Below are 25,760 nucleotides of genomic sequence, written 5' to 3' on the forward strand. Positions count from 1 at the left end.
GCGACGCCGGCGCGGCGTGTCGCGTCGTGAGATTCACACTCGCGGGGTGGGCTGGCGCCTGACGTCCACCCGGTGAAGCGACTTGGCTGGTCGGCGGCGGTATATGTCGGCTACAGCGTTGTGATGCTGGTGCTCGACGGCGTCGACGTCGACACCAATGCCCGGCTTGCCCGCGGTGCTGCACTCGGCAAGTTCGCGTTGTTGGCAGTGGCTCACGCCTACCTCGTCAGCGCGGTGGTTCGCCGGCGATCGTGAGCCGTGCCAGCAGCCAGCCGACCTGATCGGCGATGATCTGGGTTGAACGGCTGCTGACGAACGGTTCGAAGTGATCGACGTCGTAGTTCTTCCGGGTCGCCCGTGGCGCCCGCTGGGCGAGGCGATCGATGGCCCGCGCTGACACCGTGATGTCTCTGTCGCCGGCCTGAATCAGCACCGGGCAGGTGAGCTTTGCCGCCTGCGTGACCGGACGCCACAGCGGTAACGGCAGTGCCAGGCCGGCATGCACTTCGTTGCGCCAACCGGGTGTCACCACCGACAGAAATCCCTCCAACTCACCGGGGAAGGTGAGTCCGGCGTGGTCCCCCGGGGCGCCGGCCACCGGTACCAGCGCATCTCGCATCGCCTGGACCATCAGCCACAGTGCATTGCCGGGCTGGTTTCGCAGCCCGTGGACTGTCCGCCATCTGCCGTCGAGGAAGGGGCAGAGCAGGATCGCGCCCGCCACACGCTGATCGGTGACGGCTGCCTCCACCGCGGTGCCACCGCTCAGCGAGTAGCCCCACAGGATGATTTGGTCGGGATCAACGCCATCGAGGGTTCGTGCGAAGGCAATAGCTGCCAACCGGTCCTCGAGCTGCTCTGAGGTTCGAATACGTTGCCGGGGTTCGCCGTTCGAATCGCCCAGAAAGCGGTGGTCATAGACGAGCACCGCGACGCCGGCTTGCGCCAGCGCCTCGGCGTAGCCGGGCAGTCCATCGTGGCGCGTCAGCCCGAAGCCGTGAGCCATCACGACGCAGGGGATGTCGCCGGAGGCATCGCTCGGGCGATAGAGCCAGCCCGCGCAAGGCGTTCCAGCGGAGAGGAAGGTGACATCCGCTCGCTTCATGGACCGCAATCTAGCTGACCTCCGGCGCTGACGTCGCCCGAATCGACTGGCGCCCGGGGCTGGCTTACACCCTCAGCGCAGGCGTTCGCCGGCGATCATGAGCCGTGCCAGCATCGCTGGTGCTCGGCGTGGGTGCGCAGATACGCGCCGGGGGAGTAGAACTCGTCGTAGAAGTCGGTGTCCAGGTGCTGGGCCTGCAAGTACATCAGCACGTGCACGGTCGGGACGGTGCCGGGCAGCTTGCCGAAGGTGTCGTAGATGTAGGACGCCTCGCAGGTGACCAGTTCGGCGATGCCGTCCGGTGCCAGCGCCGAACCGCGCACGGCCGGACTGTCCGACCACGGACCTGGCGTATCACGGTGGGACGGTCCACCCGGACCGAACTTCCGGGCGATCAGCTTGCGCACGCCCTCGGCAACGGAGGCGACATGCGGCGGGCTGAGCGTTTCGAAGTGGCCGGGTAACCCGGTGACATTCGGGAACGGCCAGCGCGGATCGGTGTCGGCGACGAATCCCAGTCCGGGTGCTCGCGGGTCACCGGAGCCGCCCAGCACCGACAGCCGGTCCAGGCCGTCGAAGATCCAGCCGCCCAAGCCCATCGCCTGCAAGCCCAGCGCCCCATTGTGGGCCGCGATGGACAACTCGGCGCTGGCCTCGGTGAGGGTGTACTGCTCCACGAACGACAGCGGTATGGGATCGTCGGCATGCGCCAAACCGGAGAACGCTTGCACTCCCGGGATGTCGCGGCCGTTGACGTCATCGCGGACCGGATAGCCGTTGGCGGCGAAGAACCACAGATTCTCCAGCAGGTGCTCGGCCAAGTCGGCCACGTTGAATGCCAGCAGGCTGCCGGGGTGGTTGCCGATCCAGGTGTTGTGACCCTCCATGTAGGGCTCTTCGGCGGGCAGCTCCAGGCGGGTATCCGAAAGTCGCACATAGGAATCGGCGGTGTGGCCGATCCATTCTTCGATGGTGTCGAACGCTCTCGGTTCCTGGTCGCGCGTGGGCAGCAGGTAGCAGCCGGAGTCGTCGGTGAAGAACAGTTGGCTGGTGTGAAAGCCCGCCGCCGACGGCATGGCCCGCCCGGTGGCGCTGCCGGGGTAGCTCGGCAGCGCCGGGGCGTAGCGGGGATGGTGCGCGATGCCGTCGTGCCACCCGGTGACGCCGGCCATCAGCGACAGCAGCAGCGCCCGTTCCACCTCGGACAGCGGCTGCACCGGACGGCGGCTGGTGTAGGCCAGCGCACCGGCCGGAATGGCGCCGCCCACCGGGAAGCGCCGTGACCGGCGTCCGGTGATCGCGGCGAACAGCCCGAAACCGGTCGCCTGCGCCAGCGCGGCCCGTTCGTGGTCACTGATCACCAGGGCCATGGCCCGGACCTACTTGCTGACGGTCTCCAGCAGCGTGGCCAGCTGGGTCGGCGAGACCGCGATCCCGCACTGGCTCTTCAGGTCGGTGAGCGGCTGGGCGATGCCCTGCAGGGTCGACAGCTGGTCGAGGTGGCCGATGAAGTAGCCCTGCACCGAGGACTTGGCCTGCTCCGCGGGCATGGTGGCCGCCGAGGTCAGCACGTCGTTGGCCTCGGGGTGCTCGCTGAGGAATCCACCGGCCTGGCTCAGCACGCCACTGGCAGTGCTGGCGAGCCCGGCGGCCGTGCAGGCGGCGGGTGCGGCGTCGGCCGGCGTGCTGGTCGTCAGCGTCGATGCGGCCACCGCACCAAGGATGCCGACGGCTGCCGCGCCGAGCGCGAGGCGGTTCAGCGAGCCTCGACGGAGGAGAGGCGATGCTGGGACCGCCGCGAGAACAGGGTCAGAAGTCGTGGTAATGCGCATAGCAGTGGTCCCTTCGATCAGGTATTTCCAGCTTGGAAGGTAAACCTACCGGAGCGGCAGCCAACCGCGGAGCCGGCGCAGTGCTTCGTCGATGTCGGCGGTGGGGCCGGCGAACGACAGCCGGACGAAGGTGTTGCCGCGTTCGGTGTCGAAGTCGACGCCCGGCGCCAGCGCCAGACCGGTGTCGGCCAGCAGGCGCGCGCAGAACGCCAGCGAGTCGTCGGTGTGCTCCGCGACGTCGGCGTAGACATAGAACGCCCCGTCGGTGGGCGCCAACTTCTCGATGCCCATGCTCCGCAGCCCGCCCAGCAGCAGCTCGCGGTTGGCGGCGTAATGCCGCAGGTGGCCTTGCGCTTCGGCGATCGCCTCCGGCGTGAACGCGGCGACCGCGGCGTACTGGGCCAGCACCGGAGGGCAGATGGTGAAGTTACCGGTCAGGCAGTCCACCGCCCGGCGCAGTGCCGGCGGCACCAGCAGCCAGCCCAGTCGCCAGCCGGTCATCGCGAAGTACTTGGAGAAGCTGTTGGCCACCACCGCGTTGCGAGAGGTCTCCCACGCGCAGCTGGTCTGCGGGGCGCAATCGTAAACCAGGCCGTGGTAGACCTCATCGCTGATCAGTCGCACCCCGGCGGCGTCGCACCAGGCGGCGATCGCGGCCAGCTCCGCCGGCGCCAGCACCGTGCCGGTCGGGTTGGCCGGGCTGGCGACGATCACCCCGGCCAGGGGCCCTTCGATCTCGGCCAACATCGCCGCGGTGGGCTGGAAGCGGGTCTCGGGGCCGCACGGGATCTCGACCACCTCGCAGCCCAGCGCGGTCAGGATGTTGCGGTAACAGGGATAACCGGGGCTGGCGATCGCCACCCGGTCGCCGGCGTCGAAGCAGGCCAGAAACGCCAGCAGGAAGCCGCCCGACGAGCCGGTGGTGACCACCACGTCGTCGGGGTCGACGGACAGCCCGTAGCGATCGGCGTACGAGCCGGCAATGGCCGAGCGCAGCTCCGGGATGCCCAGTGCGACGGTGTAGCCCAGTTCGTTGGTCTGTAGTGCCGCCGCGGCGGCGGCACGCACCGGTTCGGGGGCTCCCACACTGGGCTGGCCGGCCGACAGGTTCACCAAATCGCCATGGCTGCGTTGGCGTTCGGCGGCGGCCAGCCACACGTCCATCACATGGAACGGCGGGATGCCGGCGCGCAATGCGACGCGATCGGTCATGGGTTTTCCTCCGTCATGACGCGTTGCAGGAAGCGGGTGGAGTCGGGCATCGAGGCGATCACGGTGCCGGAATGGTCCTGATCGGGGTACAGGTGCAACTCCACGTCCTGATGATTGTCGACGAGCTGCTGGTGCAGGGTCTGGGTGGACAGCGGGGGCACGTCGGTGTCGAGCAGGCCCTGGCCCAGGAAGATGGGCCGATCGTAGCCCTCGACGGGGGTGCCCAGGAAGTTGTCGAGTGCGCTCTGGATGCCCGGCAGCGTGTCGATCCGGGCACTGAACAACTCATTGATACCGGTGTCGGCCACCTGCTGGTCCAGCGCGGGTTTGCACAGCGACTGCGCGAGGTCGGTCAAGGCTCGCCCCCGCGGCGTCAGCACCTGGTCGACGCCCAGGTCGGGACGCGCCTCGCGCAGGGCGGCAAGGATATACGAGGTGTAGCTGATCGCCGCCGGCGGCGTCGGGCGCGACGGCAGATCGGGACCGGCCTGCATGACCACTCGTTCGATGTTGGCCGGAGTCCCGGTGGCCACGACGCCGCGGTAGTCCAGGCCGGTGCCGGCGGTGAGCCTGGTGGCCCACCAGGCACTGCTGATGGCCGCGCCGCCGCCCTGGGATTGGCCGACGATCGCCCATTTGGGGGACAGCGGCAGATCCATCTGGTGGACGGCTCGTACGGAGTCGATCACCGAGTGCGCTTCGGTGGCGCTGTTGAGATAGCTCATCAGCCCCGGCGTGCCGAGCCCGACGTAATCCGTGCCGACCACCGCATAGCCCTGGTCGAGCCAGTGCGACAGGTATTCGTTGTCGCGGGTGCTGCGCGGGCGGGCCGACGGGGTGCAGTCGTCGCCGAGACCGACGGTGCCGTGCGCCCAGGCGATCAGCGGCCATCCGGTCGCCGGCGGTGTACCGCGCGGCACAAAGACCGCGGCGGTGCTGACCGCAGGCCGGCCGTGCTGGTCGGGCGTGGCGTACAGGATCCGGAATGCCTTGGCGGCGCCGGTCACTGACAGCGCCGGGTCGAGCGGGACCGAGGTGATCAGCTCGCCCTCGGCGGGAATGCTGCCGGCGTACGTACGCGCGTCCAGTCCCGACCACCGCGGTCCCGGTTCAGCGGCGGCCGGTGCGGCCAGCGCCAGGACCACCAGCCCGACCGACAGCGAGGTCGTCGCCAGAAGGCGACCGCGGTGAGCCGAACTCACCTGTTCAAGCCGAGGAAGGTGAACGGCTCGGCGACTTCGAAGTCCGCCGACGTCTCACCGGCGAAGATGTTGCTGTCGTCGGAGCCGAGGTCGAGCTTGCGCGCCGCGGCGCCCTCGCTGAAATCGAGCTTCTTCAGGTCCACCCAGAACACGTTGGGCGTCAACGCAGATTCGAAGAAGTACAGCTTGCGGGTGTGGTGGGCGACCGTGCGCCAGCGGGTCGAGGAGATATTCGGCTCGTCCGGTGTTGAGATGCCGAACGGCACCGACACGTTGCGCACCACACTGAGCACCGAGGCGAGTGCGATCTTCATGTCCTCGGATTTCGGTACCGCGTTGACGTAGAACGAAGCCCGCGCGAACCGGTCCGCGGCGCGATTGGTGCCCGGCAGCATGACGGTGCCGCCGAGCTGTTCCCAGTAGGAATTGACCGCGAGCTGTTGGTCGAAAATCGGCGAGTTCGTCATCACCTGGTACTGGCGGCCGTGGTGGATGACCTGTTTGCCGTCAACATATTCCACGATCGCACTGTCACCTTCGGCGTCCGACAGCGACAGGTGCAGGGTGGCCAGGCGGTTCTCGCCGGGCACGCCGTCGGTGACCACCGCGAACGGTTCGGCACTCAGCGCTGCGACGGCTTCGGCCACGGTGGCGAAGTTGTCCAGCACGTATTGCGCCCAGATGGAGATGCACAGGCCCGGCCCGCTGCCGTCGTATTCCGGGTACACGGATTCGGCCAGCCAGAGCAGGTTGGCGGACAAGCCGGCCTCGTTCAAACCGTCGGTGGTGCAGATGTCGTAGCCGGTGGCCACCACGCTGCCGTACTTCGCGGTCCATTCAATCGAGTTCGCCCCGGCCCGGCCGTCGCGCTTCACGCCTCGCGGCAACGACCACAGGTTGGTCGCCAAATCCAGCTTCCAGTCCATGGACCGCCCGGTGATGATGTTGCCGTTCGGGCCGAGGTAAACCAGTCGGGTGCACATGCGGCTACCGTACGGGGCTGCTACAGCACCTCGGCCTGCAACCGGCGAAGATGCTGTGCCGGCGGGCCGAACAGCTGCGAACTGCCGTGCGCGCGTTTGAAGTACAGCTGGATGTCGCTTTCCCAGGTGATCGCGATACCGCCGTGCAGCTGCACGGCTTCGCCGGCCACCTTGGAAAACGCCTCGCTGGCAACCACCCGCGCCAACGCCGCCGAGGTCCCCGAGGGCTCGGCGATCGCGTCCTCGACGACGGCGCGGGCGGCCGCCACGGCCACGTACAGGTCGGCCATCCGGTGTTTGAGGGCCTGGAAACTGCCGATGGGCCGGCCGAACTGCACCCGGCTCTTGGTGTACTCCACGGTCAGCTCCAGGCAGCGGGCCGCGGCGCCGATCTGCTCGGCCGCCAACAGGATCGCCGCGTAGTCCGCGATGCCCGGGTCGTCTCCGATCGGTGTGGTCGCGGTGGCGGTGATCCGGCCCAGGCGTCGGGTGGGGTCCATGGTGGCCACCGGCTCGGTGCTGAATTCGCTCCACCGGGTGAGCTGGCTGCCGTCGGTGCCGATAACGACGTCGGCTGCGCCCACCAGATCCCCGTTGGCCGCGTAGTCGTCGTCGAAGACGACAGCTCCGATCACACCGCCCGCTGCGAGCTGTTCCAACGCTTCGGCGTCGGGCTCGGGCGCGGCCAGCAGCGCCAGCTCGGCCAGGATCGTGCCCAGCAGTGGGGTGGGCACCAGTGCCTTGCCCAGTTCCTCGAGAACGACTGCGGCGTCGCCCAGTTCGCCCCCGGCACCGCCGAGCTCCTCGGGCACCACCAGGGCGGCGGCGCCGACCTGCTCGCACAGCAGCTGCCACAGCGTCTCGTCGTAGCCGCGCTCGGACTCCATCGCCGCCCGTACCGCTTCGGGTGTGGCGTGCTTGTCGACCAGCGCGGCCACGGTCTGGCGCAGCAGGTCGCGTTCGTCGTTACGGGCCACTTAGATCGCCTCCAACACTCGCCGCCGATGGGCGGTCGGATCACCCCAGGCCGGGCGCAGGGCCTGCACCCGCAGCAGCCACAGCGACAAGTCGCACTCGCTGGTGAAGCCGATGGCGCCGTGGGTCTGCAGCGCCGAATGCGCGGCCAGCAGAGCGGCGTCGGATGCGGCCACCTTGGCGGCGCTGACGTCGCGGGCGGTGTCGGCGGACTTGTCATCGAGCGACAGGGCCGCCCCGTACACCAGCGGGCGGGCCAGCTCGAGCGCGATGTGCACGTCGGCCAGCTTGTGCTTGATGGCCTGGTAGCCGCCGATCACCCGGCCGAACTGGGTGCGCTGCTTGGCGTAGTCGACGGCGGTGTTCAGCATCGCCTGGCCGGCCCCGATCAGCTGTGCGGCGGTGGCCAGGGCGCCCAGCTCGTAGGCGCGGGCGGTGTCGGCGTCCCAGGTCGGTCCGGTGGCGGTGACGTCGAAGACACCGCGGCTGGGGTCCACCGAGGCGTGCCGGGTGCCGGCCTGTGCCGTGCCGGCCTGGCCGTTGTCGGCGAGCAGGATCAAGTCGGCGCGGTCGGCGTCGACAGCGCGGGGAGTGTGCGGTGGCAGCGCCGCGGTGGCGATCAGCTCACCGGCGGCCAGCCCGGCCAGCTGCGCACCGGCCTCGGGTGAGCCGGCCAGCAGGGTCGGCGCCACCGCAATGGATTCCACCACCGGGCCGGGCACGCACCAGCGGCCCAGCGCCTCGATGGCCAGCACCACGTCGACGGTGTGCGCACCGATGCCGTCGAACTCCTCCGGCACCGCCAGCGCCGTCACGCCGAGTTCGCTGAGCTGATTCCACACCCGACGGCCCGGCTCGGCGTCGCCCCGCGACCAGGCGCGCACCGCACCGGGCACGTCGGCGGCACCCAGGGCGGCGTCAATGCTGGCCGCGAAGTCGCGCTGCTCTTGGTCCAGATCGAATTTCATTTCTTCTCCCGGGGCAGGCCCAGCAGCCGCTCGGCGATGATATTGCGCTGAATCTCGTTGGTGCCGGCGTAGATCGGGCCGCCGAGGGAGAACAGGTAACCGTGGGTCCAGGCGTCGGCGAGTTCCCCGTCGACGCCGCGGATGTCCAGGCCGGTCTGGTGCAGGGCAACGTCGAGGTCGGACCAGAACACCTTGGTCACCGAGGATTCCGCACCCAGCTCGCCGCCGGCAGCCAGCCGGGTGACGGTGCCGAAGGTCTGCAATCGGTAGGCCTGCGCCTTGATCCAGGCGTCGGCGACGCGGTCGGTGAACGCCGGATCGCTACCGTGCTGCTTCCACATGCTCGCCAGTTTCTCGGCGCCCACCAGGAACCGGGCCGGGCTGCGCAGGCTCATGCCGCGTTCGTTGCTCGACGTGCTCATCGCGGCGCGCCAGCCCTCGTTCGGCACGCCGATCACGTCGTTGTCCGGCACGAAGACGTCGTCGAGGAAGATCTCGCCGAAGCCGGTCTCGCCGCCCAGCTGTTCGATGGCGCGCACGGTGATCCCGTCGGCTTTCAGGTCGAACATGAAGTAGGTCAGGCCGTGGTGGCGTTGGGCCTCCGGGTCGGAACGGAACAGCCCGAAGCCGCGCTCGCCGAACGGGGCGCGCGAGCTCCAGATCTTCTGCCCGTTGAGTTTCCAGCCACCGTCGACTTTGGTCGCCGTCGAGCGCAGCGATGCCAGGTCACTGCCGGACTCCGGCTCCGACCACGCCTGTGCCCAGATCTCCTCGCCGCTGGCCATCTTCGGCAGCACTCGGTCCAGTTGCTCCTGCGTGCCGTGCGCGAACAGCGTCGGCGCCAGCATCGAGGTGCCGTTGGCGCTGGCCCGTCCCGGTGCACCGGCGCGGAAGTACTCCTCCTCGTACACCACCCACTGCAGCAGGGTGGCGTCGCGCCCGCCGTATTTCTTCGGCCAGGCGATCACCGACAGGCCGGCGTCGAAAAGCACCTTGTCCCAGCGGCGGTGCTGCTCGAAGCCCTCGGCGGTGTCGTAGGACGCGACCGGGAACTTGTCGGAGTTCGCGGCCAGGAAGTCGCGGACCTCGGCCCGAAAGGCCTCGGTCTCGTCATCGAAATTCAGGTCCATCTAGGCCCACTCTCTCAACTCATGCTTGACCACCTTGCCGCCGGGATTGCGCGGTAGGGAGTCGGTGAAGGTCACCGATCTCGGTGCCTTGAAGTTCGCCAAATGCTCACGGGCGTAAGCGATCACCGCAGCTTCGTCCAACTCGAACCCGGGCCGGCGCACGATGAATGCTCGGCCCACTTCGCCGAGCCGCTCATCGGGAACCCCGATCACGGCGACGTCGGCCACCCCGTCGAGGCGGGCCAGTGCCTGTTCGATCTCGGCGGGATAGACGTTGAAGCCGCCGCAGATGTACATGTCCTTGAGTCGGTCGGTGATTCGCAGGTTCCCGGCCGCGTCCACGGTGCCGATGTCGCCGGTGTGCAGCCAGCCGTGCTCATCGATCGCCGCGGCGGTGGCCTCCGGGTCGTCGAGGTAGCCGAGCATGATGTTGGCGCTGCGCAGTAGTACTTCGCCGGCTTCGGGATCGGTGGCGCCGACTGATTTTTCCAGCCGCAGCTCGAAGTCGCCGATCGGGCGCCCGCAGGTGGTGGCGACCGTGATGGCGTCGTCGTCGGCGCGGCACATGGTGGCGAACCCGCCGGACTCGGTCAGCCCGTAGGCGGTGAGCACGATGTCGATGTCGAGTTCGGTCTGCATCCGCTCGATGAGCACCACCGGGACGGTGGCCGCCCCGGTGACCGCGAACCGCAGCGAGCTCAGGTCGTGGCGGTCGCGGTCGGGGTGGTCGAGCAGGGTCTGGTAGATGGTGGGCGGCCCGGGCAACACGGTGATCCGGTGGGACTCGATGGCGCGCAGCGCGGCGGCCGGATCGAAGGTGACCTGTGGGATCAACGTGGCGCCGGTCTGCAGGCAGGCCAGGATGCCGGCCTTGTAGCCGAAGTTGTGGAAGAACGGGTTGATGCACAGGTAGCGGTCCTGCGCGGTCATCTGACCGCACGCCGCCCAGGCCGCCGGGCCGGCCAGCGACTGCCGGTGGGCGCAGAGCACGCCCTTGCTGCGGCCGGTGGTCCCGGAGGTGAACAGGATGTCCGAGAGATCGTCGGGCCCGACGGCCGCGGCGCGTGCGTCGATGTCGGCGGCCGGCACCGCGGCACCGGCGGCGATGAACTCGTCCCAGGTTCCGTCGGCGACGTCGATGGGCACCCGGACGACATGCTGCAGGTCGGGTAGCTGGTCCCGGTCCAGTTCGGCCAGCCGGTCGGACTTGAGGAACCGCCCCATGCCGACCAGGACTTTGGCGTTGCTGCGGGACAGGATGTCGGTGGCTTCCGCGGCGGTGTAGCGCGTGTTCAGCGGCACCAGGACACCGCCGGCGTAGTGGGTGCCCAGGCAGGTGATCACCCAGTGCCAGGTGTTCGGCGACCAGAGCGCAACCCGGTCGCCCGGCTGGACGCCAAGGGCGATCAGAGCCGCGGCGGCCCGCCGCACTTCGTCGCGCAGGCTCGCGTAAGTGAAGCGTTTGTCCTCGGTGACCAGGGCGTCATGGTCGGGAAGTGCACGCGCGATGTGGTCCAGGGCCGCAGGTGTGGTCTGCGGTTCTGTACTCATAGGCGCTGCTCCTCCCCGTCGCTGAACACTGCATCGCCGCCAGCGCGGGCTCCCTGGGCTCGACGGCTCGTAGCCGAGCAAGTGCTTGGTAGGTTAGCCTACAGGGGTGCAAGCAGTCGAGGAGTTCCGGGCTGAGGTCCGTGCATGGCTGGCCGACAACCTGGTCGGGGAGTTCGCCGAGCTCAAGGGCCTCGGCGGCCCGGGGCGCGAGCATGAGGCGTTCGAGGAGCGGATGGCCTGGAACCGCCATCTGGCCGACGCCGGGCTGACCTGCCTGGGCTGGCCGGTGGAACACGGCGGGCGCGGCCTGTCGGTGGCGCACCGGGTGGCGTTCTACGAGGAGTACGCCCGCGCCGACGCGCCCGACAAGGTCAATCACCTGGGCGAAGAGCTGCTGGGGCCGACCCTGATCGCCTTCGGCACACCCGAGCAGCAGCAGCGTTTCCTGCCCGGCATCCGCAACGTCACCGAGCTGTGGTGCCAGGGCTACTCCGAGCCGGGCGCCGGCAGCGACCTGGCCAATGTGGCCACCACCGCCGTGCTCGACGGCGATGCATGGGTGATCAACGGGCAGAAGGTGTGGACGTCGCTGGCGCACCTGTCGCAGTGGTGCTTCGTGGTGGCCCGCACCGAGAAGGGCTCCAAGCGGCACAACGGACTGTCCTACCTGTTGGTGCCGCTGGACCAGCCCGGGGTCGAGGTCCGGCCGATCGTGCAGCTGACCGGCACCTCGGAGTTCAACGAGGTTTTCTTCGACAACGCCCGCACCGACGCCGACCTGGTGGTCGGCGAACCTGGCGACGGCTGGAAGGTGGCGATGGGCACGCTCACCTTCGAGCGTGGCGTGTCGACACTGGGCCAGCAGATCCGTTACGCCCGTGAGCTGTCTTCGCTGGCTGAGCTCGCGGCGCGCAACGGGGCCGCCGAGGACCCGTTGATTCGGGAGCGGCTGACCCGCTCCTGGGTGGGCTTGCGGTCGATGCGGTCCTACGCGATGGCCACCATGGACGTCGAGCAGCCCGGTCAAGACAATGTCTCCAAGCTGCTGTGGGCCAACTGGCACCGCGATCTCGGCGAGCTGGCCATGGACGTGATCGGGCGCGACTCGATGGTGTTGCGCGACGGCGAGTTCGACGAGTGGCAGCGGCTGTACCTGTTCACCCGCAGCGACACCATCTACGGCGGGTCGAACGAGATTCAGCGCAACATCATCGCCGAGCGGGTTCTCGGCCTACCCCGGGAGGCAAAGGGATGAGCTCGACGTCGGACCTTTCCAAGGATCTGTCCAAGGCGCCGGAAGAGATTGCCGGGCACGGCCTATTGGCGGGCAAGACCGTCTTGGTGACCGCAGCCGCCGGCACCGGAATCGGCTCCACCACCGCCCGGCGTGCGCTGCTCGAAGGTGCTGACGTGGTGGTCTCCGACTACCACGAACGCCGGCTCGGCGAGACCCGCGACGAGCTGGCCGGCCTCGGGCTGGGTCGGGTGGAGGCGGTGGTCTGCGACGTCACCTCCACCGCGGCGGTCGACGCGCTGTTCGACGAGGCCGTGGCGAAGATGGGCCGGCTCGACGTGCTGGTCAACAACGCCGGACTCGGCGGGCAGACCCCCGTCATCGACATGACCGACGACGAGTGGGACCGCGTGCTGAACGTGACGCTCACCTCGGTGATGCGGGCCACCCGGGCGGCCTTGCGTTACTTCCGGGGCGTGGACCACGGTGGGGTGATCGTCAACAACGCCAGCGTCTTGGGTTGGCGCGCACAGCATTCCCAGTCGCATTACGCCGCGGCCAAGGCCGGCGTGATGGCGCTGACCCGGTGCAGTGCGATCGAGGCCGTCGAGTACGGGGTGCGGATCAACGCGGTCTCGCCGTCCATCGCCCGGCACAAGTTCCTGGAGAAGACCAGCTCCGCCGAACTGCTGGACCGGCTCGCCGACGGCGAGGCGTTCGGCCGGGCCGCCGAGCCGTGGGAGATCGCCACCACCATCGCGTTCCTGGCCAGCGACTACTCCAGTTACCTGACCGGCGAGGTCATCTCGGTTTCCAGCCAACGGGCCTGATGCCATGACGCGCCGTGACGAACTCCTGAACCTGGCGGCGGCGATGATCGCCGAGCGTGGCCTGCGTGCCACGACGGTGCGCGACATCGCCGACGCCGCCGGGATTCTGTCCGGCAGTCTGTATCACCACTTCTCCTCCAAGGAGGAGATGGTCGACGAGGTGCTGCGCGACTTTCTGGACTGGCTGTTCGCCCGGTATCAGCAGATCGTGGACAGCGAAACCGATCCGATGGAACGGCTCAAGGGGCTGTTCCTGGCCTCGTTCGACGCGATCGAGCATCGACACGCCCAAGTCGTCATCTACCAGGACGAAGCCAAGCGCCTGTCGTCCCACGAGCGGTTCTCCTACGTCGACGAACGCAACCGGCAACAACGTAAAATGTGGCTTGACGTGCTGCAGCAGGGTATTGAAGCGGGATGTTTCCGCCCCGACCTCGACGTCGACCTGGTCTATCGCTTCATCCGCGACACCACCTGGGTATCAGTGCGCTGGTACCAACCGGGTGGCCCATTGACCGCCGAGCAAGTCGGCAGGCAGTACCTCGCCATCGTGCTGGGTGGAATCACCAAAGAAGGAAGTTGATATGTCACAAGCCGCTCACGTTTCTCAGGCGTACGTCATCGACGCCGTTCGCACCGCCGTCGGCAAGCGTAACGGGTCGCTGGCCGGCATCCACCCGATCGACTTGGGCGCGTTGGCTTTTCGCGGTCTGCTGGACCGCGTCGGGGTTGACCCGGCCGCCGTCGACGATGTGATCACCGGCTGCGTGGACGCCATCGGCGGCCAGGCCGGCAACATCGGCCGGCTGGCGTGGCTGGCGGCGGGCTACCCCGAAGGGGTGCCGGGAGTCACCGTCGACCGGCAGTGCGGTTCGTCCCAGCAGGCGATCTCGTTCGGCGCGCAGGCGATAATGTCGCGCACCGCGGACCTGATTGTGGCCGGTGGCGTGCAGAACATGAGCTGGATCCCGATCTCGTCGGCGATGATCGTCGGCGAGCAGTTCGGTTTCACCTCGCCGACCAACGAGTCGAAGAAGTGGCTGGAGCGCTACGGGGACGAGGAGGTCTCGCAGTTCCGCGGCGCCGAGATGATCGCCGAGCGCTGGGACATCTCCCGCGAGGACATGGAGCGCTTCGCGCTGCAGAGCCATCAGCGGGCGTTCGCCGCGATCGCCGAGGGGCGCTTCGACAACGAGATCATCGACGTCGATGGTTTCCGGGTCGACGAGTGCCCGCGCGAGTCCACGCTGGAGAAGATGGCCGGCCTCAAGACGCTGGTCGAGGGCGGCCGGCTGACGGCGGCGGTCTCCAGCCAGATCTGTGACGGGTCGGCCGCGGTGCTGCTCGCTTCTGAGCAGGCCGTCAAAGACCACGGTCTGGCGCCCCGCGCCCGCATCCACCACATCAGCGCCCGGGGTGACGACCCGGTGATCATGCTGACCGGCCCGATCCCGGCCACCCGCTACGCGCTGGAAAAGACCGGCCTGAGCATCGACGACATCGACGTTGTGGAGATCAACGAGGCGTTCGCTCCGGTGGTGCAGGCCTGGATGAAGGAGTTCCCGATCGACCCGGCCAAGGTCAACCCCAACGGCGGGGCGATCGCGCTGGGCCACCCGCTGGGGGCCACCGGGGCCAAGCTGTTCACCACGATGCTCAACGAGCTGGAGCGCACCGGCGGCCGGTACGGTTTGCAGACGATGTGCGAGGGCGGGGGCACCGCTAACGTCACGATCATTGAGCGCCTTGGCGGCTAAAATCGGACTTTATGGAAACACCGACTCCGACGGCACCGGGGGGGCGCCGGATTCGCGGGCTCGACGCTGACCAGCGCCGCGCTCAGCGGCGTCAGCAACTCCTGACCGCAGCGTTCGAATTGTTTGCCCGAGACGGTTACGCCAACACCTCGATCGAGCAGATCTGCCAAACCGCCTACGTCGGCAACAAGGCGTTCTACGAGCTGTTCGACAGCAAGGAAGACTGTTACCTGGCGCTGATGAACGAGATCGGCGATCGGATCGAGGCAAAGGTCGAGGAGGAGTTGCTCCACGGCGCTCCCGATGAGACCGAAGAGGCGACGGTGCGCCGGGTGCTGACGGTGTTCGCCTATGAGCTGGTCGTCGACCCCCGGGTGGCAGTCGTCGCGTTCCGGGAAAGCACCGGAATCTCGCCGCGGGTCGAGGCGCAACGGCGGGCAAATCGTCGGTGGGCCGCGGACTTCATCGAGTCGTTCTGGCGCAGCAAGGCCCTAGCCGGTGAGGTCGTCGACTACCGGGCGATGGCGGTAGCCACCGTCGGGGGGCTCTTCGAGATCATTGCCGATTTCCTGCACCAGACCGACCCACCGCGATCGATGGACGACCTCACGCGGGACCTCACCTCATTCGTGATCACGGTGACCAACGGGATCCATCTGCCTGCCCAAGCCAGCTGAACTGGACGTCGGTACCGTCGCGGTTCTGCGGAGCTTCCGAATCCACTTGGCGATTGCGGGTGCGACCGTGACGCCCACCGGGATCCACAGCGGAATCAGGGTCGCAAGGACGAATGCAACGATGGTCGCGTAGGCGCTGATGAGGTTACTCACGGCGTGCTCATTTCCTCCGCAAAGCGGACTGGAGTAGTTGGGTTTTCTTGGCTGTGGCAGGCACGTTAGCCAGCGGGTATCCCGGTTGGCTTTGTCGTCGGCCGCCCAACTAGTGGCAGGGCTTTGTCGTCCGCGCACGAAGGCAGCGGGGCGACGGCTTTAACGCACGCGCCCGGCGATGACGCTGCGGACCGCCCGTTGCGCCAGCGTGTCCAGGACGGCGCCGGTGCGCCGATTCGGTTGCAGCGCAACGGAATCCGCGCCTAGCTGATCACGCGGTGGGTCTGGCTCCGCGCTCGGTGAACCGGTTGCGGTCGCTACGGGGTGTGGCTGCCGTTGGAGCCCGATGAACCGTTGGGGTGCCCGGTACCGCCGCCTCCGCCGGTACCGCCCTTCGCGGTGCCCGGAGCGTTGGTCACGGCGCTGCCGCCATTGCCGCCGTTGCCGGCGCCTTCGTTGGTTCCGTTGCCGCCCTTGCCGCCGTCCCCGCCGGTGGCATTGCCGGTGCCGGCGCTATTCGCCGAACCGCCGGCGCCGCCGTTGCCGCCGAGGTAGCCGGAGGCGCCGGCTCCGCCCTTTCCGGCGGTCGCGTTAGCGTGCGAGGCGCTGTTGTTGATGGTCGCGTTGCCGCCCTTGCCACCGTTGCCGGCCCAGTTGGTGCTGCTGCCGCCGGTGCCGGCTGCCCCGTCGCCGCCGATGGCGTTTCCGGTTCCGTTCGCAGTGATGGTCGCCGAACCGCCGTTGCCGCCGGTGCCGTCGCGGCCGCCATTGACGCCCGTACCGCCGCCGTGGCCGCCGAGGCCGGCGGCACCACCCACGGCGTCGCCAGAGCCGCCGTTGTACGCCTCGCCGCCGCTGCCGCCGAGGCCACCGCTGCCGATGTCGCCGACACCGCTGCCGCCGGCGCCGTTGCCGCCGGTTCCGCCGTGACCGCCGGTGGCAACGGCGTTGCCGCCTTGGACCCAGCCCGTGCCGCCGTCTCCGCCGAAGCCGCCGCCCAAGCCGCCGTTGCCGCCGTTACCACCGTTACCGCCGACTGCGGCGTGCAGGTTGGCGGCGTTGTTGGTGGTCGCGTTGCCGCCGTTGCCTCCGCCGGCGCCGTTGGTGCTGCCGGCACCACCATCGCCGCCGTTGCCGGCGATCACGTTGCCGGTTCCGTAGGTGTAGGCGTTGCCGCCGTTGCCGCCCTGCCCACCGCCGACTCCGGTCGCGCCAACGCCACCGTTGCCGCCGGTGGCGGTGCCGGTCGAGGCGCTGTTGGTGATGGTCGCATCGCCGCCGCGCCCACCCCACCCGCCGTTGCCGCCGGTGAACGCGACGCCGCCGTTGCCGCCGTTGCCGCCGGTGATGTTCCCGGTTCCCGCTGAGGTCGCGGAGCCGCCGTTGCCGCCGTAGCCGCCGTTGATATGGCCGGCGTTCCCGTTCGCCCCGTTGCCGCCGTTGCCACCGTGGGCCGCGCCGCTGGCAGCGCCGCCCACGGCGCCGCCGCTACCCGCGGTGCCCCCGGTGCCGCCAGTGCCGGCCGCACCGCCAGCGCCGCCGGCGCCGGCGGACCCGCCACTGCCGGCATTGCCGCCGGCACCGCCGGCACCGTCCAAGCCGTTGGAGGCGATCTTGCCCCAGACGCCGTCCGCACCGTTACCGCCGTCGCCGCCGTTTCCGGCGGCACCACCGTTGCCGCCGGTGCCACCGGAACCGTTGATCCCAGCGGTGCCGTGGGCGGCAGTGCCGGCGTTGCCGCCGGTGCCGCCGTTGCCGCCGGCAAAGCCGTTACCACCGGTGCCGCCGTCCTGGCCGTTGCCGCCGTTGACTCCGGCGACACCGGTGTTGCCGGTGCTGCCCGCCGTGCCGGCAGCACCCGTACCGCCGTTGCCGCCGCGCCCGCCGGTGCCACCGTTGCCGGCCTGGAATCCGCCGGCCCCGCCGTCGCCACCCTTGCCGCCGGACCCGCCGACACTGTTAACCCCGGTCGCGCCGTTGCCGCCGACGCCGCCGTTGCCGCCGTTGCCCAGCGCTCCGCCGGCGCCGCCGTTTCCGCCGGTCCCGCCGTTAGCGCCGGCGGCGGTGGGGCTGAACCCGGCTCCACCGGTACCGCCGTTGCCGGCTGCCCCGCTCACCGCGGCGCCGTTGCCGCCGCCGGCACCCGCGTGCCCGCCCGAGCCGGAGCCGGCCGCGCCACCAGCACCGCCCTGGCCCACCGCGCCGGGGTCGCCGCCGTGGCCGCCATTGCCTCCGTTGGGATTAGCCGCGTTGCCGGCGCCGCCGGCCCCGCCGTCACCGGGAGTGCCGGCATTGCCGCCGGTGCCGCCGGCTCCGCCGCTGCCGCTGCTGCCTGCGGTGCCACCAAGTCCTGCCGCGCCGGCGTTGCCGCCGACACCGCCGTGCCCACCGACACCACCGTTTCCGCCGTTGCCGCCGGCCCCGCCGGTGTTGCCGGCCAATACCGCATCCACACCGTTACCGCCGGCGCCGCCGGTGCCACCCTCACCACCGGCGCCACCAATTCCACCGGAACCGGCGCCGCCGAACAGCAGGCCACCCGCTCCGCCGTTGCCGCCGACGCCGCCGTTGCCGCCAGTTCCGCCGGCGGCGCCGTCCTGGCCGGCCAGCGCAGTGCCCGCGTCATACCCAGCACCACCGATCCCGCCGGCGCCACCTGCGCCGCCGCTGCTGAACAGAAGCCCGCCGCTGCCGCCGGTTCCGCCGGCCCCGCCGGTTCCGCCGGCGGTATGGGTCGCGGTACCGGCCCCGCCGGCTCCGCCGGCCCCGCCGTCACCGCCATTGCCCCACAGGACGCCGCCGTTGCCCCCGTTGCCGCCCGCGCCACCGTTGCCGCCGAATTGGCCGGCTCCGCCGGTGGTGCCGTTGCCGCCGTTGCCGAACAAGAACCCGGCGTTGCCGCCCTGGCCGGGCGTTCCATTGATTGGGGCCGGGTCCGCGCCACCTGCCAGCGGGAAGACGTTCTCATCGGCGGCGGCACTGCCGGCACTGCCGCCGTCACCGAACAGCCAGCCGGCATTGCCGCCCGAGCCGGTCGAGCCGTACCCGTCGCCGCCGTCGCCGAGCAACAGCCCGGCGTTGCCGCCGTTGACATGGTCTGCCGTGCCCGCCGTGCCGTCACCGATCAGATACAGCCCGGACACCTGGTTGATCAAGCCGCTGACCTGCAGGCCTAGCGGGCTGTTGATCCAGTCCTCGATCGCGGTGTGCAACGGGGTGTAGATCAGCTGGTCGAACCAGTCGTCTCCCGGCAAAGCCACCGCCGAGCCGGCGCCAGCCACGTCGAGACCGGCGAGCTGGTGGAAGAAGTCCTCCCACGCCGCCGGGTCAAACACCGTCACCGGGTCGGCCGCCCCGCTGATCACCGCGGAGATCGGGTCGATTGGTGGATCGATGAGCACATCGAGCACATCGGCGTGCGCTGGCGGTGCGGTGGCCAACGGGCTCATCCCGGACCCGGCGAACGCCGCCGCCGCACCGATCACGGCGGCGATCCGCCGCAGCGCCCCGGCCTTGTGTTTTCCGCGAGTGCTCCGCACGACGACGTTTCCAAACACCTGCCGACCTCCTCGAACGAGATGTGCCACGGGGTGCACTAAAGTTCGGTTAGAGGATGCTGAGTTGATCTCAGTCGTCCATAGTCGAAATTAAAGAATAGGTTTTGGCCTCCGGTCAACGTTTTGCTTCGACTACGGCAAAAAATCGGGACTTTGGTCCGTTGAAGTCGCCTGTCCCCTGGTTGCGCTGCGGTTGGGTGGCGGGCTCTCGTCGTGCGCGGACGACGGAGTTGGGCAGCCGACTCAGCGGCTCAACCCACCAACCCGGCGATGATGTCGTCGACCGTTCGTTGCGCCAGTGCATCCAGATCGGAACGCGGGACGCCGCGTAGCGGTCCGCGCAGGGCCAGTTCGGCGAATCCGTGCACGGCCGACCAGCACGGCCACTCCGCGCCGGCGCGCCGACTCGGTTTCAGCACACCGGCGTCCACCATCGCATCGAGTGCATCGACCAGTGCGCGAAACGGCGGCGGGGGCCCGTCGTCGTCCACCGAGGTGACCCCGGAGCCGAAGAAGGCCACGGTGAACCAGCCCGGCTCGTCCAACGCGAATCCGATGTAGCCGAGCCCGACGGACCGGAGCTGATTGCGTGCCCGGTTCGCCGCGGTGCCGCGTCGGCTCGCCGATGGGAGCATGCGTGCGGCCATCCGGTCTCCGATGGCGATCGCGACCGCCCGCAACAGTGCCTCGCGGTCGGCGAAATGACGGTATGCGGCGTTCGGGGACACGCCGACGCGCCGGGTCGCCTCCCGGACCGTCAGCGCCTCCGGACCGCCGAGTCGGGTCAGCTGCAGGCCGGCGTCGATCAGCGCCGCGCCCAGGTCGCCATGGTGATAACCGGTCTTTGTCCCAGCCACCTCTTGACAGCCCCCTCGGGTCCAAGTGTACGGTGTGAACATAGCCAATGTGGACGCCGTACACATGACAATGGGGGTTTTCGTGAAGACGGATTTCAAGGCGCCGCCGGTGGTGGATAACCAGACCTGGCAGCGGGAAATCGACACGTTGCGCGCCCGGGAGAAGGCCGCCACCCGCGAACTCGACGCGATCGCCGCACAGCGCCGACGCCTGCCGATGGTTGCCATGGACGACTATGTGCTCGAAGGCGAGAGCGGGCCGGTGCACCTGTCCGAGGTGTTCGAGGGCGCAAGTCAACTGATCGTCTACCACCACATGTGGTCGCCGGGCCAGGAATGGCAGTGCCCAGGATGTACCGGCTACACCTCGCAGTTCACCCGACTCGACTTTCTTGAGGCCTATGACGCACGGTTCGTGATTGTCACGCAGGGCCCCATCGACGAAGCGATTGCGTACAAGCGGCGGGTCGGCAACCAGATGGCCTGGTACAGCACGGCCAACAGCTCGTTCGGAGCCGATGTCGGGGTACCGCCAGGCGGTCAGTTCGCGGTGAATGTCTTTTTGCGTCAGGGTGATGCGGTGTTCCGCACCTGGTACACCAACCACCGCGGGGTCGAACAGCTCAGCCACATATTCCCGTTGCTGGATGTGCTGCCCTATGGGCGCCAGGAAGAGTGGCAAGACTCGCCCGAGGGGTGGCCGCAGAGTCCCACCTACAGTCGCTGGGCGAGCTCGCCGGAGATCGCCCAGCTCTACGGCGTCAATTCGTAGTGTCCCCAACCGTTCCCAACCTAGAAGGAGCATGATGAGCACCGCCAAGACCGGGCTGAAGACGATCAACCTCGTGTGTGTGCCGACCGTTGAGCAGGACAAAGCCGTTGCGTTCTACGAGTCGCTGGGCTTCGAGAAACGCACCGACGAAGAGTTCGGTGGCGGCTACCGGTGGATCGAGGTCTATCCGCCCCAGGGGACGACCGGCATCGCGCTGGCTCCGCCGCCGCCGGAGAGCGGTCCGATCGAACCGACCGTCACCGGTATCACGCTGAGCACCGACGACATCGACGCCACGCACGCCGCGATACGCGAACTCGGGGTCGATGTGGACGAGCAGGTGTCCCGGATGGGCGAACCCGTTCCGCCGATGTTCTGGCTTCGTGACCCGACCGGGCACACCCTGATGGTGGTCGAGGCGTAGCCTTCGCCGCCGAGTGTGAATCTCCCGACGCCGCCACGGCGTGTCGCGTCGTGAGATTCACACTCGGTGGGCTGTGGACGGGCGTCCGCACGTTTCGGCCTTTGGTAGCACGCTTCGGCCATGGACGAACTGGACTGGCCGTTCCTGGGGGCCGAGGCGTTAGCCGACAGAGTGATTTCCGAGCGGGCGATGCGCACCCTCTACGCGACGGTCTACCCAGGCGTCTTCGTGCCGTGGGGTATCGAGCTGGATGCGGCGCAGCGGGCACGTGCGGCCTGGCTGTGGTCGCGGCGGCGGGGGATCGTCGCGGGTAATTCGGCCGCAGCGCTGCTGGGGTCGAAGTGGGTGAGCCCTGAACTCGACGCGGAACTGGTGCACGACAATCGCAGGCCGCCGCCCAAGCTGGTCGTGCACACCGACACCCTGAAAGCCAGTGAGATGACGACCGTCGACGGGATTAGGGTCACCGCTGCTGCGCGGACTGCCTTCGACATCGGGCGGCGAACGCCGTCGAGGGTGCTCGCCGTTGCGCGCGTCGACGCACTGGCCAACGCGACCGGTATTGGGATAGCCGACGTCGAGGCCGTCATCGCCGCGCATCCGGGAGTGCGGGGCTTGAATCGGCTGCGACGAATCCTGCCGCTGGTCGACGCCGGCGCGGAATCTCACCAGGAGAGTCGTACCCGGGTGGCGCTCATCGACGCGGGCCTGCCGCGCCCGGAGACCCAGATCGTGGTGTACGACGAATACGACGGGTTCGTGGCGCGGGTCGACATGGGATATCGGGAATTGCACGTCGGCGTCGAATACGACGGCCCCCAGCACTGGACCGACCCCAAGCAGCGCCAGCGCGACATCGACCGGCAGGTGGCGCTGGCTGACCTGGGCTGGGTGATCATCCGGGTCAGTGCCGAGCTGCTCCGCTACCGGAAGGCGACGCTGATCGCCCGCGTAGAGGACGCAATGAACGCCGCCGGCTGGCCCGGCTCCGGCGTGAGTGTGGAATACACGACGCTTCCGCGGTGTGTTGCGTCGTGAGATTCACACTCACGGTTAGGGGTTGGGCCGTTAGACGACGAACCGTGACGCGGCCTGCAGGTGCTCGACGGCCTCGTCGACGATCGAGGTGATCAGCTCAGCGCACGACGGCAGGCTGTCCAGGATGCCGGCCACCTGACCTGAGGCCAGCACTCCGGCTTCGGTATTGCCCTCCACCAGACCGGCTTTGAGCAGCATGGGGGTGTTGGCCGCCATCAGCACCTGCGACCAGGTGAGCTCCTTGCCGTGCCGCATCGCGAGTCCGTCGCGGACCATGGTCGGCCAGCTCATCTGCGACATCTTCTTGAACTTCGCCGCATTGCGGATGGCGGCGCTGAAACCGCGCGCCCGCGAGCCGCTTTCGAGCTTCTCCACCAGTTCGGTGCGCAACACCCGGTGCGGCATGCCGTCCACTCGGGTGGAGACCACGGTGCCGCTCAGGTCGGCGGCCAGGTAGCGCTGCTTGACCGCGTCGGGAACGGTGGAGTCGCTGGTCAGCAGGAAGCGGGTGCCCATCGCGACACCGGTCGCGCCGTAGCACAGCGCGGCGGCCAGGCCGCGGCCGTCGAAGAAGCCGCCAGCGGCGATCACCTGCACCCCGGTGCCGGCCACCGCGTCGAGCACCGACGGCAGCAGCAGTGTGGTGGCGACCGGGCCGGTGTGGCCGCCGCCCTCGCCGCCCTGCACGATCACCGCATCGGCGCCCCAGGACGCCACCTTCTTGGCGTGCTTGGCCGCACCCACCGACGGAATCACCACCGAGCCGGCCTCTTTGAGCCTGGCGATCAGCTCGGCCTTGGGTGCCAGCGCGAACGACGCCACCTTCACGCCCTCACGGATCATCAGATCCACCCGGTCGCCGGCGTCGGACGCGTCGGCGCGGATGTTCACCCCGAACGGCTTGTCGGTCGCCGACTTCACCTTGGCGATCGCGGTGGCCAGCTCGTCGATCGTCATGGTCGCCGAGGCCAGGATGCCCAGCCCGCCGGCGTTGGCGGTGGCCGACACCAGCCGGGCGCCCGCCACCCAGCCCATCCCGGTCTGCACCACCGGGTGTTCGATGCCGACCAGCTCGGTCAGCGGGGTCTTCAACCGGCTCATGCGCGTACTTCTTTATCCCGCAGCGACTTCGGGTCAATGACCTCGCGGATCAGCCGCAGCTCCTCGACAGTCGGTTCCCGGGTCACCGCGGCGTCGGCCAGGCCGTGCACCTCGAACGAGGTGTTCTCGGCGACCTCGTCGGCGGTGACGCCCGGGTGCAGTGAGACCGCGCGCATCTGGTGGTCCGGGCCGCCGAAGTCGAACACCCCGAGGTTGGTCACCACCCCGCCCAGGTTGAAGAACCGGAATGCCGGGTTGGCCGGGTCCACCTTGTCGTAGCCGATGCCGGACACGATGTCGACGGCCTCGCAGAACACCCGCGACGAGTGCGCACCCACCCAGTAGCTGGTGGTGTGGTTGATGGTGTTGCCCGGCGCCCCGCGGACCCCGAACATCTGCCGAGTCGGGTGCTGCAGCGGGCCGAACGCCGACAGGTTCTGGTTGCCGTAGCGGTCGATCTGGTTGGCGCCCATGATCACATGGCGCCGGCCCCAGGACAGGGTCTCGAAGACCCGGTTGAACGGCATCCACCCTTCCAGCGGCCCGACCTTGCCGATCGCCGGGGTGTCGGCCAGGATGCGGGCCTCGCCGTCGGTGAGCACCAGGTCGGGGGAGAAGGTCAGCCGGGCGAGCCGGGCGCCGACCGAGGGCACCGTGGCCATGGGTGAGGCCATGATCTCGCCGGCGTCGCGGAACAGCTCGGCGCAGGCGACGGCGCACACTTCGGCTCGAGTTGCTGAATCTGTCATGCGTTCTCTCCGAACTTCTTGACCGCAGCCTGGTAGTCGTCCTCGCTGCCGGACAGGTAGGTGGCCTTGAACTCCGCCCAGGTCTCGTCGGACTTGGCGGCCTCGGCATAGTGCCGCTGGAACTTCTCGTCGCGTCCGTAATCGGCTGCGCCGATGGTGAAGTGGGCGCCGTTCGGTGCTTCCACGACCTTGTCCACCATCATCCGGTTGATCACCTGGGTCTGCGGCGACGTGGTGGCGATCAGCTCCTCGGTGGGCACGATCTTCTCCACCGACAGGAAGCGGCGCTGCGCCGACATCAGGAACAGGTCGTCGAAGTACGGGTCGATCCCGGTGTAGGCGGCGTTGCCGCGCTCATCGCCGAGGTTCATGTGCACGAACGCGGCGTCCAGGTTCAGCGCCGGCATCGCGACCAGCGTCTCGTGCCCACCTCCTTCTGCAGCCGAGACCGGGTACGGGGAGGTGACGGTCTTCAGCTCACCCTCCCAGAAGTCGATCACCGAACTGCCCAGGCCGGCGCGGATCGGCAGGAACGGCAGCCGCTGGGCGGCGGCCTGCAGCCCGCAGCGCAGCATGCCCTCGTCCATCTCACGGGCCTCGATGGCACCGGTGGTGCGGGCCTTCGAGAACCACGGGTCGTAGAACGGCGGAGAGTCCAGGGAGACGAAGCCGTAGTAGGCCCGGCGCACCTTGCCCGCCGAACACAGCAGGCCCAGATCCGGTCCGCCGTAGGTCACCACGGTCAGATCTTTGACGTCGGTGCGCAGGATGGCCCGGACGAACGCCATCGGCTTGCGCCGGGAGCCCCAGCCGCCGATACCGATCGTCATGCCGTCACGCAGCTCAGCGACGGCGTCGTCGAGAGTGGTTACCTTGCTCATTTCTTGGCGCCCTTCTCGGTACCGGCGAACTCGTCGCGGTGCTCGTCGGCCACACCGGAGAGGTTGAGCTCAAAGGTGAAGCCCTGCTCCATCCGGTAGCTGGAGTTGACTTTCTGCACGTCGATGAGGTTCAGGGCTTCCTTGGCCGCCCGGATCACCCGAGTGTCCTTGGACGCGATGTCGCGGGCCACCCGCAGCGCGGCCTCGTCGAGCTCGGCGCGCGGCACCACCTCGTGCACCGAGCCGTACTGGTGCAGGGTGGCGGCGTTGACGGTGGCCGCGGTGTAGAACAACCGCCGCATCATGTGCTGCGGCACCAGCCGGGACAGGTGGGTGGCCGCGCCCAGCGCGCCGCGTTCCACCTCGGGCAGGCCGAACTTGGCGTCGTCGGAGGCCACGATTACGTCGGCGTTGCCGACCAGGCCGATCCCGCCGCCGACGCAGAAGCCGTTGACCGCGGCGATCACCGGCACCGCGCACTCGTAGACGGCCTTGAACGCGGCGAAGCAGCCGCGGTTGGCGTCGATCAGGGCGGTGAAGCCCTCGGTGTTCTGCATCTCCTTGATGTCCACGCCGGCGTTGAAGCCGCGGCCCTCGGCCCGCAGGATCACCACGTGGGTGGACATGTCGTTGCCGGCGGCGGTGATGACCTCGCCCAGCTCGAACCAGGCCCGTGACGGTAGGGCGTTGACCGGCGGGTAGTCGACGGTGACCGCGACGATCCCCGGTTCGACGGTTTTGGATGTGATCGGCATGGGCGGACTTCCCTGTC

Annotated in this window: 25 protein-coding genes; 9 read left to right on the top strand and 16 right to left on the bottom strand. The window is 68.9% G+C overall.

The features are described 5' to 3' along the window. Positions 1-72: 72 nt before the first annotated feature. Entirely contained in the window at positions 73-255 is a 183-nt protein-coding gene (locus ABW16_RS26225) for a hypothetical protein (protein ID WP_131721523.1), read from the top strand. Here the strand turns inward: ABW16_RS26225 and ABW16_RS18715 are convergent. The 10 genes from ABW16_RS18715 to fadD3 form a co-directional block, all read right to left on the bottom strand. After that, complete coding sequence (locus ABW16_RS18715; RefSeq protein ID WP_047320698.1) at positions 227-1,105, bottom strand: alpha/beta hydrolase; 879 nt, start codon at positions 1,103-1,105, stop codon at positions 227-229. The two genes, ABW16_RS26225 and ABW16_RS18715, sit on opposite strands and share 29 nt — an antisense overlap. Before the next feature lie 95 nt (positions 1,106-1,200). Continuing rightward, a complete protein-coding gene (locus ABW16_RS18720; RefSeq protein ID WP_047320699.1) occupies positions 1,201-2,475 on the bottom strand; it encodes a hypothetical protein in 1,275 nt (424 codons plus the stop codon). Between the two features lie 9 nt (positions 2,476-2,484). After that, positions 2,485-2,817: a heme-binding protein gene (locus tag ABW16_RS18725; RefSeq protein ID WP_230987263.1), complete on the bottom strand. Its 333-nt coding sequence runs from the start codon at positions 2,815-2,817 to the stop codon at positions 2,485-2,487. A 165-nt stretch (positions 2,818-2,982) separates the two neighbouring features. Then, positions 2,983-4,149 carry a pyridoxal phosphate-dependent aminotransferase gene (locus tag ABW16_RS18730; RefSeq protein ID WP_047320700.1) on the bottom strand — a complete coding sequence of 389 codons (1,167 nt, stop codon included), beginning with the start codon at positions 4,147-4,149 and terminating at the stop codon, positions 2,983-2,985. Beyond that, complete coding sequence (locus ABW16_RS18735; RefSeq protein WP_052956998.1) at positions 4,146-5,324, bottom strand: alpha/beta hydrolase family protein; 1,179 nt, start codon at positions 5,322-5,324, stop codon at positions 4,146-4,148. The genes ABW16_RS18730 and ABW16_RS18735 overlap by 4 nt, the downstream gene beginning before the upstream one ends. Before the next feature lie 23 nt (positions 5,325-5,347). Then, positions 5,348-6,334 (bottom strand): linear amide C-N hydrolase, encoded by a 987-nt coding sequence (locus ABW16_RS18740; protein WP_047320701.1) that lies wholly within the window; start codon positions 6,332-6,334, stop codon positions 5,348-5,350. Between the two features lie 20 nt (positions 6,335-6,354). After that, the gene (ipdE2, locus tag ABW16_RS18745) at positions 6,355-7,311 is read right to left on the bottom strand and encodes an acyl-CoA dehydrogenase IpdE2 (protein ID WP_047320702.1); all 957 of its coding nucleotides are present in this window, start codon (positions 7,309-7,311) and stop codon (positions 6,355-6,357) included. Then, a complete protein-coding gene (locus ABW16_RS18750) occupies positions 7,312-8,277 on the bottom strand; it encodes an acyl-CoA dehydrogenase family protein (RefSeq protein WP_047320703.1) in 966 nt (321 codons plus the stop codon). Then, positions 8,274-9,407, bottom strand: coding sequence for an acyl-CoA dehydrogenase family protein (locus ABW16_RS18755; protein WP_047320704.1), 1,134 nt, complete (start codon positions 9,405-9,407; stop codon positions 8,274-8,276). Before ABW16_RS18755 ends, ABW16_RS18750 begins: the two co-directional genes overlap by 4 nt. Further along, positions 9,408-10,958: a 3-((3aS,4S,7aS)-7a-methyl-1,5-dioxo-octahydro-1H-inden-4-yl)propanoate--CoA ligase FadD3 gene (fadD3, locus tag ABW16_RS18760; protein WP_047320705.1), complete on the bottom strand. Its 1,551-nt coding sequence runs from the start codon at positions 10,956-10,958 to the stop codon at positions 9,408-9,410. A gap of 106 nt (positions 10,959-11,064) precedes the next feature. On the opposite strand from fadD3, the gene ipdE1 reads away from it, so the two are divergent. From ipdE1 to ABW16_RS18785, 5 genes are read left to right on the top strand one after another with little or no spacing between them, the layout of a single operon-like run. Continuing rightward, the gene (gene ipdE1, locus ABW16_RS18765; protein ID WP_047320706.1) at positions 11,065-12,213 is read left to right on the top strand and encodes an acyl-CoA dehydrogenase IpdE1; all 1,149 of its coding nucleotides are present in this window, start codon (positions 11,065-11,067) and stop codon (positions 12,211-12,213) included. After that, the gene (ipdF, locus tag ABW16_RS18770; RefSeq protein ID WP_047320707.1) at positions 12,210-13,022 is read left to right on the top strand and encodes a (5R,7aS)-5-hydroxy-7a-methyl-1-oxo-2,3,5,6,7,7a-hexahydro-1H-indene-carboxyl-CoA reductase; all 813 of its coding nucleotides are present in this window, start codon (positions 12,210-12,212) and stop codon (positions 13,020-13,022) included. The genes ipdE1 and ipdF overlap by 4 nt, the downstream gene beginning before the upstream one ends. 4 nt (positions 13,023-13,026) lie before the next feature. Then, entirely contained in the window at positions 13,027-13,605 is a 579-nt protein-coding gene (gene kstR2, locus ABW16_RS18775; RefSeq protein ID WP_047320708.1) for a TetR family transcriptional regulator KstR2, read from the top strand. 1 nt (position 13,606) lies between these two features. Then, complete coding sequence (fadA6, locus tag ABW16_RS18780; protein WP_047320709.1) at positions 13,607-14,779, top strand: steroid 3-ketoacyl-CoA thiolase FadA6; 1,173 nt, start codon at positions 13,607-13,609, stop codon at positions 14,777-14,779. Between the two features lie 11 nt (positions 14,780-14,790). Continuing rightward, entirely contained in the window at positions 14,791-15,456 is a 666-nt protein-coding gene (locus ABW16_RS18785; protein WP_047320710.1) for a TetR/AcrR family transcriptional regulator, read from the top strand. A 470-nt stretch (positions 15,457-15,926) separates the two neighbouring features. Here the strand turns inward: ABW16_RS18785 and ABW16_RS27875 are convergent, their stop codons facing one another. Both ABW16_RS27875 and ABW16_RS18795 read right to left on the bottom strand, forming a co-directional pair. Then, positions 15,927-19,166, bottom strand: a complete 3,240-nt coding sequence (locus ABW16_RS27875) for a hypothetical protein (protein WP_052956993.1) — start codon at positions 19,164-19,166, stop codon at positions 15,927-15,929. A 251-nt stretch (positions 19,167-19,417) separates the two neighbouring features. After that, complete coding sequence (locus tag ABW16_RS18795) at positions 19,418-20,023, bottom strand: TetR/AcrR family transcriptional regulator (RefSeq protein WP_109519670.1); 606 nt, start codon at positions 20,021-20,023, stop codon at positions 19,418-19,420. An 82-nt stretch (positions 20,024-20,105) separates the two neighbouring features. On the opposite strand from ABW16_RS18795, the gene ABW16_RS18800 reads away from it, so the two are divergent. The 3 genes from ABW16_RS18800 (at position 20,106) to ABW16_RS18810 (ending at position 22,257) form a co-directional block, all read left to right on the top strand. Beyond that, positions 20,106-20,795 (top strand): DUF899 domain-containing protein, encoded by a 690-nt coding sequence (locus ABW16_RS18800; RefSeq protein WP_233424809.1) that lies wholly within the window; start codon positions 20,106-20,108, stop codon positions 20,793-20,795. A gap of 34 nt (positions 20,796-20,829) precedes the next feature. Further along, positions 20,830-21,219 (top strand): VOC family protein, encoded by a 390-nt coding sequence (locus ABW16_RS18805; RefSeq protein ID WP_052957000.1) that lies wholly within the window; start codon positions 20,830-20,832, stop codon positions 21,217-21,219. Between the two features lie 120 nt (positions 21,220-21,339). Further along, the gene (locus tag ABW16_RS18810) at positions 21,340-22,257 is read left to right on the top strand and encodes an endonuclease domain-containing protein (protein ID WP_047320714.1); all 918 of its coding nucleotides are present in this window, start codon (positions 21,340-21,342) and stop codon (positions 22,255-22,257) included. Between the two features lie 30 nt (positions 22,258-22,287). Here ABW16_RS18810 and ipdC read toward each other — a convergent pair whose 3' ends face one another. The 4 genes from ipdC to echA20 are packed head-to-tail and all read right to left on the bottom strand — an operon-like array spanning position 22,288 to position 25,743. Next, a complete protein-coding gene (ipdC, locus tag ABW16_RS18815) occupies positions 22,288-23,358 on the bottom strand; it encodes a (3aS,4S,5R,7aS)-5-hydroxy-7a-methyl-1-oxo-octahydro-1H-indene-4-carboxyl-CoA dehydrogenase (RefSeq protein WP_047320715.1) in 1,071 nt (356 codons plus the stop codon). After that, positions 23,355-24,107: a cholesterol ring-cleaving hydrolase subunit IpdB gene (gene ipdB / locus ABW16_RS18820; RefSeq protein ID WP_047320716.1), complete on the bottom strand. Its 753-nt coding sequence runs from the start codon at positions 24,105-24,107 to the stop codon at positions 23,355-23,357. Before ipdB ends, ipdC begins: the two co-directional genes overlap by 4 nt. Further along, complete coding sequence (ipdA, locus tag ABW16_RS18825; protein WP_047320717.1) at positions 24,104-24,988, bottom strand: cholesterol ring-cleaving hydrolase subunit IpdA; 885 nt, start codon at positions 24,986-24,988, stop codon at positions 24,104-24,106. Before ipdA ends, ipdB begins: the two co-directional genes overlap by 4 nt. After that, on the bottom strand, positions 24,985-25,743 hold the full coding sequence (echA20, locus tag ABW16_RS18830) for a (7aS)-7a-methyl-1,5-dioxo-2,3,5,6,7,7a-hexahydro-1H-indene-carboxyl-CoA hydrolase (RefSeq protein WP_047320718.1): 759 nt from the start codon (positions 25,741-25,743) through the stop codon (positions 24,985-24,987). The genes ipdA and echA20 overlap by 4 nt, the downstream gene beginning before the upstream one ends. Positions 25,744-25,760 lie beyond the last annotated feature (17 nt).

Origin of the sequence: Mycolicibacter heraklionensis (assembly GCF_001021505.1) — a bacterium.
Classification (GTDB): domain Bacteria; phylum Actinomycetota; class Actinomycetes; order Mycobacteriales; family Mycobacteriaceae; genus Mycobacterium; species Mycobacterium heraklionense.